13 protein-coding genes are annotated in these 12,494 nt (G+C 65.6%); 6 read left to right on the top strand and 7 right to left on the bottom strand.

What is annotated here, in order from left to right:
- Positions 1–132 precede the first annotated feature (132 nt).
- Complete coding sequence (locus ABIB66_RS18585) at positions 133–345, bottom strand: cysteine-rich CWC family protein (protein WP_354208195.1); 213 nt, start codon at positions 343–345, stop codon at positions 133–135.
- A gap of 114 nt (positions 346–459) precedes the next feature.
- Between ABIB66_RS18585 and ABIB66_RS18580 the strand changes: the two genes are divergently transcribed.
- The 3 genes from ABIB66_RS18580 to hmuQ all read left to right on the top strand — a co-directional run bounded on the left by ABIB66_RS18580 (position 460) and on the right by hmuQ (position 3,672).
- On the top strand, positions 460–2,049 hold the full coding sequence (locus ABIB66_RS18580) for a DUF1800 domain-containing protein (RefSeq protein ID WP_354208193.1): 1,590 nt from the start codon (positions 460–462) through the stop codon (positions 2,047–2,049).
- Between the two features lie 2 nt (positions 2,050–2,051).
- Positions 2,052–3,269: a DUF1501 domain-containing protein gene (locus tag ABIB66_RS18575; protein WP_354208191.1), complete on the top strand. Its 1,218-nt coding sequence runs from the start codon at positions 2,052–2,054 to the stop codon at positions 3,267–3,269.
- A 79-nt stretch (positions 3,270–3,348) separates the two neighbouring features.
- The gene (gene hmuQ / locus ABIB66_RS18570) at positions 3,349–3,672 is read left to right on the top strand and encodes a heme-degrading protein HmuQ (protein ID WP_354208189.1); all 324 of its coding nucleotides are present in this window, start codon (positions 3,349–3,351) and stop codon (positions 3,670–3,672) included.
- Between the two features lie 19 nt (positions 3,673–3,691).
- Here the strand turns inward: hmuQ and ABIB66_RS18565 are convergent, their stop codons facing one another.
- From ABIB66_RS18565 to ABIB66_RS18540, 6 genes are all read right to left on the bottom strand, one after another.
- Positions 3,692–4,633, bottom strand: coding sequence for an aldo/keto reductase (locus tag ABIB66_RS18565; RefSeq protein WP_354208187.1), 942 nt, complete (start codon positions 4,631–4,633; stop codon positions 3,692–3,694).
- 276 nt (positions 4,634–4,909) lie between these two features.
- Positions 4,910–5,365 carry a GNAT family N-acetyltransferase gene (locus ABIB66_RS18560; RefSeq protein WP_354061610.1) on the bottom strand — a complete coding sequence of 152 codons (456 nt, stop codon included), beginning with the start codon at positions 5,363–5,365 and terminating at the stop codon, positions 4,910–4,912.
- A 65-nt stretch (positions 5,366–5,430) separates the two neighbouring features.
- Entirely contained in the window at positions 5,431–6,243 is an 813-nt protein-coding gene (locus ABIB66_RS18555; protein WP_354208185.1) for a PAS-domain containing protein, read from the bottom strand.
- Positions 6,244–6,372: 129 nt separating this feature from the next.
- Positions 6,373–6,567: a hypothetical protein gene (locus ABIB66_RS18550; protein WP_354208368.1), complete on the bottom strand. Its 195-nt coding sequence runs from the start codon at positions 6,565–6,567 to the stop codon at positions 6,373–6,375.
- 37 nt (positions 6,568–6,604) lie between these two features.
- Complete coding sequence (locus ABIB66_RS18545; RefSeq protein WP_007614766.1) at positions 6,605–6,781, bottom strand: hypothetical protein; 177 nt, start codon at positions 6,779–6,781, stop codon at positions 6,605–6,607.
- 154 nt (positions 6,782–6,935) lie between these two features.
- The gene (locus tag ABIB66_RS18540; protein ID WP_354208183.1) at positions 6,936–7,586 is read right to left on the bottom strand and encodes a glutathione S-transferase family protein; all 651 of its coding nucleotides are present in this window, start codon (positions 7,584–7,586) and stop codon (positions 6,936–6,938) included.
- Between the two features lie 638 nt (positions 7,587–8,224).
- Here ABIB66_RS18540 and ABIB66_RS18535 point away from each other — a divergent pair.
- The 3 genes from ABIB66_RS18535 (at position 8,225) to ABIB66_RS18525 (ending at position 12,259) form a co-directional block, all read left to right on the top strand.
- Positions 8,225–9,427, top strand: coding sequence for a pyridoxal phosphate-dependent aminotransferase (locus tag ABIB66_RS18535; protein WP_275172483.1), 1,203 nt, complete (start codon positions 8,225–8,227; stop codon positions 9,425–9,427).
- A gap of 160 nt (positions 9,428–9,587) precedes the next feature.
- Complete coding sequence (locus ABIB66_RS18530) at positions 9,588–10,058, top strand: DUF992 domain-containing protein (RefSeq protein WP_354208180.1); 471 nt, start codon at positions 9,588–9,590, stop codon at positions 10,056–10,058.
- 152 nt (positions 10,059–10,210) lie between these two features.
- On the top strand, positions 10,211–12,259 hold the full coding sequence (locus tag ABIB66_RS18525) for an elongation factor G (RefSeq protein ID WP_354208178.1): 2,049 nt from the start codon (positions 10,211–10,213) through the stop codon (positions 12,257–12,259).
- The last annotated feature ends 235 nt before the right edge of the window (positions 12,260–12,494 follow it).

Raw genomic sequence — 12,494 nt, 5'->3', positions numbered from 1 at the left:
GTCCTGGCGAAAGCCAGGACCCATACCGCGGAATCTATCGATTGCGTTCGGTAGACGTCCCGAACGACCAGTCTTCGCCAAACAACTCCCTGGGGTAATGGGTCCTGGCTTTCGCCAGGCCGACGCGGAGGATTACGCTTGTGCTCCATCCGGGCTACGCATCGCCGCCGCCTCGCGCAAGCATTCCCGGCACAAGCAATCCTCGCCTTTGACCGGCATCGGCAGACGGGCCGTTTCTTCCGCGCACCAGCAATTGCCTGAGAGGTCACAGCCGAACTCGGCGCCGCAGCGGGAGCAGGCGAGGCGGCGCGGTTCCTGCACGGAAACGTCTTGCGGATTTGTCATGATTTGCGCAAAAGCTGGGCTGTCATTTTCATGCCGGGTTCATCTCCCGCTGCGGTATATTATGCCTCGCGCACGTATCAGGAAAGCGATAGGCAGCACGCGAAGGACATATCGATGGCCCGCGATTCGCAAGCCGCGCTCGTCGCGCTCAACCGTTTCGGCTTCGGCGCCCGTGGCGGCGCATCCGGCGATCTCATCAACGCGGCCTCCGATCCTCGCGGCTTCGTGAAGGCGGAACTCGCCCGCCCCAACGCTGTGCTGCTAGAGGCGCCGGGCCTGCAATCCACGCCGCAGCTCGGGCAGTCCGTGTTCGCCTATCAGGATCAGGTCAAGCAGGCGCGCGAGGCCGCCGCCAAAGCCGGCGCGCCGACCGAAGCACTGCCGCAAGCGCCGGCCGATCAGAAGCCCGGACTGCGCCGCAATCTCTCGCTGAACGCCGTCGCAACCGAGATCGCCGGCCAGATGGCCGAGGCCAAGCCTGGTAACAACAAGCCTGCTGACAACAAGCCAGTCGACAATACGGCCAAGCCGGACGCCATGCAGCCCAACGCGGCCGCGCCGGCTGCCGCAAAACCCGCCCCGCAGCCGCTCAACGTCGTCCAAAAAACCTTTCGCGCCGAGGCGTTGGCGCGGTTGCAGCGCGCGACCCTGGTCGAGTGCGGCTTCACCGAACGCCTGGTCGTGTTCTGGTCCAACCATTTCTGCATCTCCGCCAGCAAGGGCGAGCTGGCGCGGATATGGGCCGGCGCGTTCGAACGCGAGGCGATCAGGCCGCACGTGCTCGGGCGTTTCGCCGACATGCTGAAAGCGGTGGAGCAGCATCCGGCGATGCTTTTCTTCCTCGACAACCAACAATCGCTCGGACCGGACTCGCGCGCCGGCCAGAACCGCAAACGCGGGCTGAACGAAAATCTCGCGCGCGAGATCATGGAGCTGCATACGCTCGGCGTCGGTGGCGGCTACACGCAGGACGACGTCACCTCGCTCGCGCGCATCATCACCGGCTGGACCTTTGCCGGCCGGCAGGGACAGCTGGGGGCGCCGGGCTCCTTCGTGTTCAACGTCAATGCGCACCAGCCCGGGCCGCAAATGCTGCTCGGCAAGACCTACGAGCCGACGGGCCTTGCGCAAGGCGAAGCCGCCCTCGCTGACATCGCACGCCATCCCTCGACCGCGAACTTCATCGCCACAAAGTTCGTCCGACATTTCGTCGCCGACGATCCGCCGCCGGCGCTGGTGGCGCGATTGCGCGATGTCTTCATCAAGACCGACGGCGATCTCAAGGCGCTCGCAACGGCACTGGTTGATTCCGACGAGGCGTGGCAGGCGCCGCTGACCAAGATGCGGAGTCCCTATGATTTCCTGGTCGCGAGCGGCCGGCTGCTCGCGCGCGTGCCGGAGGATCCCGGCGCCTATCTCAACAATCTCAATCTGCTGGGCCAGCCGTTGTGGTCGTCAGCCGGCCCGAATGGTTTTGCTGATACCAGCGCCGCCTGGGCTGCGCCCGAAGGCATCAAGCTCCGGCTCGACATTGCCGCGCAAATGGGCGCGCGGCTCGGGCCCAACATCGACCCGCTCGACCTGCTGGAATTTGCCGCAGCAGATGCGGCCTCGATCGAAACACGGCGCACCATCGAGCGCGCGGAGTCGCGGCAGCAGGCGCTGGCGCTGCTGTTGATGTCGCCGGAAATGCAGAGGAGATGATGATGATCGACTGCGTCGAGAACCGGCTCATCACCTCGCGCCGCGGCCTCCTGCTCGGCGGCGCGTCGTTCGCGGCCTGGGCTTATTTGCCGAAATTCGCCCGCGCGGCGGACGGTCGCGATCCCCGGCTGATCGTGGTGATCCTGCGCGGCGCGCTCGATGGTCTCTCGACCGTCGCGCCGGTCGGCGATCCCGATTATGCCGGCCTGCACGGGTCGATCGCGCTCACGGCGGACGGCGCGCATCCCGCCATCATGCTCGATGCTTTCTTTGCGCTGCATCCGTCGATGCCTGAGTTCGGACGGATGTATCGCGACAAGCATGCCGCGGTGATCCACGCGGTGGCGACGCCTTATCGCGACCGTTCGCATTTCGACGGCCAGGACGTGCTCGAAAGCGGCTATGCCGGGCCCGGTCGCGTGCAATCCGGCTGGCTCAACCGCGCGCTGGAGGCGCTGCCGCGCGGCGAGCGGGTGTCGAGTGCTCTTGCCGTCGGCCCGACCACGCCGCTGGTGCTGCGCGGCAATGCACCGACCGTCGGCTGGGCGCCGGTGGCGCTGCCGCAAGCCGATGACGACACCGCGATGCGCCTGGTCGAGCTCTACCGTCATCGCGATCCCGCGCTGGCGGCCGTGCTGTCGCAGGGCCTTCAGCTGGAGAAGGCCGCGAGCGGCGACGACATGAAGCCGAAGCCGGGCAATGCGGTCGCGCAGATGCGGCAGGTCGCGCGCGGCGCCGCAAAACTGATGGCGTCCGACGACGGCCCGCGCATCGCGGCGCTCGCGTTCGACGGCTGGGACACGCACGCCAATGAAGGCGGGCCGGTCGGTCGTCTCGCCTTCCTGCTCGGCGGGCTCGACGGCGCGCTCGCCGAATTCGAAAGCGGCCTCGGCGAACGCTGGCGCGACACCGTCGTGGTGGTCGCCACCGAATTCGGCCGCACCGCGCGCATCAACGGCACCGACGGCACCGATCACGGCACGGGAACAGTCGCGCTGCTCGCCGGCGGCGCGGTGAAGGGCGGCCGCGTCATCGCCGACTGGCCCGGCCTCAAGCCCGCCAACCTCTTCGAGGCCCGCGATCTCAAGCCCACCACCGATCTGCGCTCCGTGATCAAGGGCGTGCTGCAGGGACAGTTCGGCCTGTCGGATCGCGTGCTGGCCGAGACGGTGTTTCCGGACAGCGCGGGCGCAAGGCCGATGAAGGGGCTGGTTAGTTAACCTGCGATTCCGGGCCCGCGCCTTGCGGCGCGTCCCGGAATGACGACATGATCAGCCAAACATCAGGAGACCATCACCCATGTACATCGCCATGAACCGCTTTCGCGTCGCCAAGGGCTCCGAGGCCGCCTTCGAGCAGGTCTGGCTTTCGCGCGATACTCATTTGGACAAGGTGCAGGGCTTCGTCGAGTTTCATCTGCTGCGCGGCCCCGAGCTCGAGGACCACACGCTGTATGCCTCGCACACGGTGTGGGCGAACCATGCGGCCTTCGAGGCCTGGACCAAATCGGATGCTTTTCGTGCCGCGCATGCGCGGGCCGGCGACACCAAGCCGACCTATCTCGGCCATCCCCAGTTCGAGGGCTTTGAGGTCATCCAGACGGTCGGACACGGCGCCAAGTAGCGCGCCACGCCCCAAAAGATCAGCCCAGCGTGATCTTGTCGATCTCGGCGAGATCATCCGCTCCGAGCTTCCACGCAATCGCCTTCACGTTCTCCTCGACCTGCTCGACGCGGGTGGCGCCGGCGATCACGCTCGATACTTGCGGGCGCGCGGCGAGCCAGGAAAAGGCGAGCTCAAGCATGCTGTGCCCGCGGGCTTTCGTGAATGCCGCGAGCTTGTCGACGATGTCCTCGTTTCGCGGGGTGACGTAGCGGTCGCGTAACGCCGGTACCTTGCCGAAGCGCGTATCGCTTGGGGCGACCGCGCCGCGCTGGTACTTGCCGGTGAGGAGCCCGCTTGCGAGCGGGAAGAACGGCAGGAGGCCGAGCTTGTACTCCTGTGCGGCCGGCAGCAGGTCCTTTTCGATGTCGCGCACCAGCAGGCTGTATTCGTCCTGGCAGGAGACGAAGCGGCTGACATTCATCGCACGCGCCGTGAATTCGGCCTCCGCCAAGCGCCAGGCCGGGAAATTGGAATTGCCGATGTAGCGCACCTTGCCCTGACGGACGAGATCGTCGAGCGCGCGCAGCGTCTCCTCCATCGGCGTCAGCGGGTCGTAATCGTGCTGCTGATAGAGATCGATGTAGTCCGTCTTGAGCCGCGTCAGGCTCGCCTCGACTGCGTTCATGATGTAGCGGCGCGAAGCGCCCTGTTTGGTTCCGTCGGTCGCCATCGGCTTGGAAAACTTGGTGGCGAGCACGATGTCCTTGCGGCGGTCGCCCAGCACGGTGCCCAGCACCGTTTCCGAACCGCCCATGCCGGCATAGATGTCGGCGGTGTCGAACAGCGTGATGCCGAGATCGAGCGCGCGATGGATTACCTTGCGCGAGGTCTCCAAATCCGTGCGCTGGCCGAAATTGTTGCAGCCGAGGCCGACCGCAGACACGCGCAGGCCGGAGGCGCCGAGATTGCGAATTTCCATGGGAGATCCCTGTCGGAGATGGCAGGACCGTATTGTGACTGCGGTGCGCCGCCGCAGCAAGCGGCGCGCCGCGTTGCTGCCATGCTGACAAGGAGCTGCCGACAAGGAATTGCCGACAAAAAAATGCGGCCCCTGTCAGACGCGGCGACTGACGGGGACCGCTTTGGGGCGCTTGATCGGTGACGGGGGGCTGACCAGACGCAGCTGCAGCCTAGTCCCGCTATGTTACGCGCGGGTGACAGGCAGAGTTATCCACAGGCCTCCCGATCGCGAGGATCAGAAGATCTTGCGATAGACGATGAACCCGGAACGCTCGGCGACCTTGTCGTACAGGCGCTGCGCCGTGACGTTGGTCTCGTGCGTCTGCCAATAGACGCGCGGGGAGCCCGCGAGCTTCGCGCGCTCGTAGACGCCGTGGATCAGCGCCGAGCCGACACCCTTGCCGCGTGCCGCCTCGGTCGTGAACAGGTCCTGCAGATAGCAGGACGGCTCGATCGCGGTGGTGCTGCGGTGAAACAGATAATTTGTCATCCCGAGCAGGCGGCCGTCGCTCTCGGCGACCAATCCGTGCACCGGCTCATAGGCATCGAAAAAGCGCTGCCATGTCACACGCGTGATTTCGGGCGAGAGCGCGGTCGGTCCGGAGCGGCCGTAGAAGGCGTTGTAGCCGTCCCACAACGGCAGCCATTGTTCGTAGTCCTGCCTCGTGACGGAGCGAATGGTGAGCGACATATGAATTCCCGGGAGCGATGAGGCGTCCTTCATACGTGATGATGGACGTGCTGATCAATCGGGCATCACTCCGCGACGCGCAGATACCGGATCAGCTTGCGACCCGCGGGGTCGCGCAGCGAGCGGTAGTAGTCGGCACGGGACGGCGCATCGGTGTGGCGCACGAGGTCGGTCACCGGCGTGTAGCTCAGCATGCGCCCGCCATCGGGCAGCGTGGCACAGACGAAGCGCAACACCTCGCCATTGCGCAATGCGATGTTGATCGGCGTGGCATCGCCGATCCGCACCATCTCCATGCGCTGTGCGATGAAGGTACCAAGCTCGTCCTCGGGCAATTCGAACGCGCCGGTGTCGCGGCCATGATACATCAGCGCGATGAACGGCGGCTTGCCGTCGGCGATGTCGTCCGGCACCGCAAAATAATCGCGGAACGCCCGGTTGATGAATTCGGCGCGCGTCTCGGCATCGAGCAGCACGATGCCGATATCGACCTGGTCGAGCGCGGCCGATAGCCGCCCTGCGGTGGCGTGGCTCCGCCGCTCGGCGGCAAACGTGCCGAGCAGCCGCTGGCGCATCAGGCCGGTGATGCCTGCGGTGCCCGCGGCCGTCGCGGCCAGGAAGCCGAGCTGGATCATATCCGCCGTGGTAAGACCTGAAACGCCGTGCCGGCTGAGGAGCAGCAGTGCCGCGCCAGTGACGGCGATGGCTACGCTGGCGACGGCGGACGCGGGACCAGAGAGCGCGCCGGCGAGCGCCACGATACAGACGAGCAGCGGCGCGGGCGAGGGAGCGGGGACGAAGCGATCGAAAAACATCGTCAGCAGCAAAGTCGCTGCCGTCAGCGCCGGACCGGAGATCGCACGCCATCCCAACCGCATGGGCCTGTCTCGCTCCTCCCTGGACGAGGTAAGGCGGCAACACTGACCGAATATTGCGCCATTGCGATGCGGTTTCGCGCGGTGTGCTTAAGGTGCGCTTTGGTTCACGCGCAAAGCTTTCGGATGATTTTAGACCAAATGCGCGTGCTTGAGACGCTGTTGCAGCGCGGGCGCATTCAGCGTCGACGTCCCCTGGCCCTTGCGCGTGCCGACGAAGATCAACAGCGATGCCGCGACGAGGATGGCCGCGGTCAGGGTGATTGCAACGACTAGCACAGGTGATTTCATCGACGTCCTGTCGCGATGCCGGTCGGCGCGGGCCACGCGGCGCCTTGAAGGCGGGTCCAGGATGAAGCGGGAATCAGACCGGCAGGCCCATCGCCATGGTCGCCTTGGTCGACAGCACCGTCAGGGTGACGATCAAGCACAGCGAGAGCGCGGCCACGGCGAGCGAGGCCGCGACCGCGTTGGTCAGCCTGGAAGACGAAACGGTAGCGGGTGGGCCCTGAAAGCCTGCCGTGCCGGACGCCCGAATCATGGTCTAAATCCTTCAACGCGCGAGCGAATCACCCGCGACATCGAACAATTTCACTGTTCCAATCGGCAATATTGCGGCGGCCAATCGAGCGAAAACGGCGAGATTGCGGCAATGATGGCCCTTGTGCCCGCTATTCGCAGAGCACTGCGCGCTGTCAAGCGCCCGCGGCGATGCTGGCGGGGTCCTCGATGTTGGCCGGCCGCCAGTCCATTGCGACGAAGCCGGGGGCCGCTTCCACGCGCTTCAGCCAGTCCCGGATCGCCGGGAAGGTCGAGAGGTCGAAGTCGCAGCGGTCGGCGAGGTGGGTGTAGCCGTACAGCGCGATGTCGGCGACCGTGAGCTGGCGGGCGGCGAAATAGGCGTTGGTCTTGAGGTGATTCTCCATCACCTGGAGCGCGCCATAGCCGCGCTCCATCCAGTCTTCCAGCGAATGAGTCTGGAGGTCGCGGCCGCCCCTCACCAGCGACAGCCAGAAATAGGCCGCGCCGATGTTCGGCTCCAGCGCGTGCTGCTCGAAGAACATCCATTGCAGCGCGTCGGCGCGATCGATGCGGTTCTCCGGTGCGAGCGGCGTGCCGACGGCGACATACCAGAGGATGGCGTTGGATTCGGCGAGATAGCGATCGTCGCCGACCTCGAGAAGCGGCACCTGACCGGATGGGTTCTTGGCCAGGAAGTCCGGGGTGCGGCTCTCGCCGCGCAGAATGTCCACCTCGACCGCTTCGTAAGGCAAGTTCAGCAGCGCCAACGCAAGGCGGACCTTGTAGCTGTTGCCCGAGCGCTGCATCGAATAGAGCTTGTACATTCTGAGGATGATTCCGGAAGACGGGAGGGCGCGGCGCTTGTTGCCCCGCAACGCGGCTAAACAATGATGCCGATGCGAATCCGCCGCAAGAGCCGGCCAATAGAAAAACTCGAAAACCCTACCGCATTGCAATGCGGCGGAAGATCATTTCCGTGCGACCATCCAACTCAGTTCACGCTTGCGTCAACGCGCAAGTGCGTTGCTCGACGCGATCGTGTGCGAGAAACGGCGGCCGCGTTTTGGCACTGAAGCTTCCGCATCGTCATGGCCGGGCTTGTCCCGGCCATCTACGCGCTGCACACGGCACGAAGAACGTGGATGCCCGGGCCTTCGCCTCGCCGGAGCGGCTTCGGCGAGCCGAAGGCGGGACAGGCCCGGGCATGACGACGTTCTCGTTTCATGGCCCTCGAAGGCGCCAAAATTGCTCCGAGGACACGCCTTGTCGGATATGCGGGATTTGCCCCGCAAAGTTGCGGAATATTGCGAGAAATCGCGGCTTGATGCGCGCCAGACACGTAAACTTTTCCGAGATCGGGCCGAAGTTTCTTGCGGCGCAACGGCACTCGTTTTAGGGTGGCTCATTCCCACAATCGGAGTCGTGAAGCCAAAGGGTTCACGACGCTTGTCAGGAGATGACGATGTCCTTCCTTGCCGCTGCGCTCGACCGTGTGAAGCCGTCCGCGACCATCGCGGTCACGGATAAAGCACGTGCGCTGAAAGCGGCGGGCCGCAACGTCATCGGCTTAGGCGCCGGCGAGCCCGACTTCGACACGCCCGCCAACATCAAGCTGGCCGCGATCCACGCCATCGAAGCCGGCAAGACCAAGTACACCGCGGTCGACGGCATTCCCGAGTTGAAGGACGCCATCATCGCCAAGTTTCAGCGCGAGAACGGCGTCGTCTACAAGGCGAACCAGATCATCGTCGGCACCGGCGGCAAGCAGGTGCTCTACAACGCGCTGATGGCGACCATCAATCCGGGCGACGAGGTGATCATCCCCGCGCCGTACTGGGTCAGCTATCCCGAGATGGTGGCGCTCGCCGGCGGCGAGCCGGTGCCGGTTGTCTGCACCGCCGCGACCGGTTTCAAGCTCCAGGCCGAAGCGCTCGAGCGCGCGATCACGCCGAAGACCAAATGGGTGATCCTGTGCTCGCCGTCGAACCCGACGGGAGCCGCCTACACCAGGACCGAGCTGAAGGCGCTCACCGACGTGCTGGTCAAGCATCCCCACGTCTGGGTCATGACCGACGACATGTACGAGCATCTCGTCTATGACGACTTCCAATTCACAACGGTCGCGCAGGTCGAGCCGAAACTCTACGACCGCACGCTCACCGTGAACGGCGTGTCGAAGGCCTATTGCATGACCGGTTGGCGCATCGGCTATGCCGGCGGGCCGGCGCAGCTGATCAAGGCGATGTCGACGATCCAGTCGCAGTCGACCTCGAACCCGTCGTCGATTGCGCAATGGGCCGCCGTTGAGGCGCTGAACGGTCCGCAGGACTTCATCCCCGCCAACAACAAGGTCTTCAAGGAGCGCCGCGACCTCGTCGTCTCCATGCTCAACCAGGCCAAGGGCATCGAGTGCCCGCGTCCCGAAGGCGCCTTCTACGTCTATCCGTCCTGCGCCGGCACGATCGGCAAGACCGCGCCGTCCGGCAAGGTGATCGACAATGACGAGACATTCGTCACCGAACTGCTGGAGACCGAAGGCGTCGCCGTGGTGCAGGGTTCGGCCTTCGGCCTCGGCCCGGCATTCCGCATCTCCTACGCGACCAAGACCTCGGACCTCGAAGACGCCTGCAAGCGAATCCAGCGCTTCTGCGGCAATCTGCGCTGAGCTCGCAGACCTGATGTGACATCAAAGGGCCCGCGCAACGCGGGCCCTTTTTCTTTCAAGTCTGCGCGATCTGGCGCCACCGGAACTGTTGTGGCATAGACCATCGCGTGGCGTGTGCCGCGCCTCCATGCTCGCATCACATTCATCGCCGGAGATCTTCATGCGCCGTTCACTCCTCCTTGCCGTTGCGAGCCTCGTTGCCTCCGTCGCGGGCGCCAGCGCGCAGTCGCGGATGGTGCAGGTGGGCGTGCTCGAATGCCGCGGCGGCGCCAGCGTGGGCTTCATCGTGGGATCGGTGACCCATCTCGGCTGCGTGCTGCGCGTCGATGGTTTGCCGGACGACCGTTACGTCGCGACCATCCGCAAGGTCGGCCTCGACATTGGCATCACCCAGGAAACGGCACTCGCCTGGGGCGTGTTCGCGCCGGTGAACCGGCTCGGACCGGGCGACCTCGCCGGCACCTATGCCGGCGCGCAGGGCAGTGCCTCGGTCGGCGTCGGCCTCGGCGGCAACGTGCTGATCGGCGGCTCCAACAATTCGATCGCGCTCCAGCCGCTCAGCGTGCAGGGCCAGGTCGGCCTCAACGTCGCCGCCGGCCTCGAGAGCCTGGAACTCCGCCCGGGCCGTTAACAACTCCCGTGTGCGAATCGCGTCGCTCCGACGCGATTCCGGCAACGACGCACCGCAGCGACGTTTGATGCTTGCCAAATCTCGGGGACGGGCAGAGCATCGGCGTTTGCCGACCCAATCATGGGCCGAGCTCCACACCAAGGAGGCGGCGAATGGGACAGGACGTCAGAAGTCCCCGAGGTCCACGGTGCATCGCGCTGGTGGGCCCTTTCCAAAGCGGTAAAACCACACTTCTCGAAGCCATCCTGGCGCGAACGGGCGCAATCCCGCGCGCCGGCAGCGTCGACGCCGGAACCTCCGTCGGCGACGCCACGCCAGAGGCCCGTCATCACAAGATGACCGTCGGGCTGACTGCCGTCACCACGAGTTTCATGGGTGACAGCTACACCTTTCTCGATTGTCCCGGTTCCGTCGAATTTGCCCACGACATGCGCGCCGCGCTGCCTGCGGTCGACGCCGCAATCGTGGTCTGCGAAGCCGACGAGAAGAAGCTGCCGCAGCTTCAGATCATTCTGCGCGAGCTGGAGGAGCTGAAGATCCCGCGCTTCCTGTTCCTCAACAAGATCGACCGCGCCAACAAGCGCATCCGCGAGACGCTCGAGATGCTCCAGCCCGCCTCGCGCGTGCCGCTGGTGCTGCGCCAGATCCCGATCTGGAAGGACGAGCTGATCGAGGGCTTCGTCGATCTCGCGCTGGAGCGCGCGTTCATTTACCGCGAGCACAAGGCCTCCGAAGTGGTCGCGCTCCAAGGCGGCGATCTCGATCGCGAGAAGGAGGCCCGCTTCTCGATGCTGGAGAAGCTCGCCGATCACGACGATGCGCTGATGGAGCAGCTGCTCGAGGACATCCAGCCGCCGCGCGATGCCGTGTTCGATGATCTCGCGCGGGAATTGCGTGACGGGCTGATCTGCCCCGTGCTGCTCGGCGCCGCCGCACGCGAAAACGGCGTGCTGCGTTTGATGAAAGCGTTGCGCCACGAGGCGCCCGGTATCGCGGAGACCGCAAAGCGTCTCGGCGTTCCCGAGACCAGGGACGCCCTCGGCTTCGTTTTCAAGACGCTGCATTCGCAGCACGGCGGTAAGCTGTCGCTGACGCGGATGCTCGCCGGTCATCTCGACGACGGTGCCACCCTGCAATCCTCCTCCGGCGGGGCGAGCCGCATCTCCGGCATCCTCGCCGTCACCGGGGCCTACGATACCAAGCGTGCCGCGGCGGAAGCCGGCGACACGATAGCGCTCGCCAAGCTCGACCCGATCAAGACCGGCGACACGGTCTCGAACGGCAAGACCCAGCCAGCAGCGCTCGCCGCCGGCGAGCCCACTCCGCCGGTGCTCGCGATCTCGGTTGCGGCTACTGACCGCAAGGACGACGTCAAGCTCGGCCAGGCGCTGATGCGACTGCACGAGGAGGATCCCTCGCTCGTCTTCGTGATGAACGCCCAGACCCACGACACCGTGCTGTGGGGGCAGGGCGAGATGCACTTGCGCGTCGCGAGCGAGCGGCTGCGCGACCGTTTCGGCGTCAAGGTCGCCTCGCATCCCCCCGCGATCGGTTATCAGGAAACCATCCGCAAGCCGATCGTCCAGCGCGGCCGCCACAAGAAGCAGTCCGGCGGCCATGGCCAGTTCGGCGATGTCGTGCTCGACATCAGGCCGCTGCCGCGCGGCGATGGCTTCAAGTTCGCCGAGAAGGTGGTCGGCGGCGCGGTGCCGCGCAACTACATCGGCGCGGTGGAAGAGGGGGTCGTCGACGGGCTCGCACGCGGCCCGCTCGGTTTCCCGGTCACCGATTTGCAGGTGACGCTGACCGACGGCTCCTATCATAGCGTCGATTCCTCCGACCTCGCCTTCCGCACGGCGGCGCGGGTCGGGCTCAACGAAGGCCTGCCGCAATGCCAGTCGGTGCTGCTGGAGCCGATCCACGTGGTCGAGATCGTCTGCCCGACCGACGCCACCGCCAAGATCAACGCGATCCTGTCGGCGCGGCGCGGCCAGATCCTCGGCTTCGACACCCGCGACGGCTGGAGCGGATGGGACTGCGTCCGCGCCATGATGCCGGAAGCCGAGATTGGCGAGTTGATCGTCGAACTGCGCTCGGCCACGGCAGGCGCCGGCAGCTTCACCCGCCAGTTCGACCACATGGCCGAAGTCACGGGGCGCGCCGCCGACCAGATCATCGCAGCGCATCAGCACGCGGCGTGATCGGTCTGCCGAAGTAAGGGAAGCAACCGCTCTCCCACACCTCTCCCCGTTCTCTACGGGGAGAGGGTGGGGTGAGGGGCTGTCACCCCGGGCGTGGCGAAGGTTGGACTCAGCCACCCCCTCCACCGTCATTGCGAGGAGCGAAGCGACGAAGCAATCCAGAATTCCTGCGCGGAAAGACTGGATTGCTTCCGCCTTCGCTAAAGCTTCGGCGGACAAGTCGCTGCGCTCGCAA

It is taken from the genome of Bradyrhizobium sp. F1.13.3, assembly GCF_040548265.1.
Lineage (GTDB): Bacteria > Pseudomonadota > Alphaproteobacteria > Rhizobiales > Xanthobacteraceae > Bradyrhizobium.
This window is presented reverse-complemented; position numbering and strand designations above follow the sequence as displayed.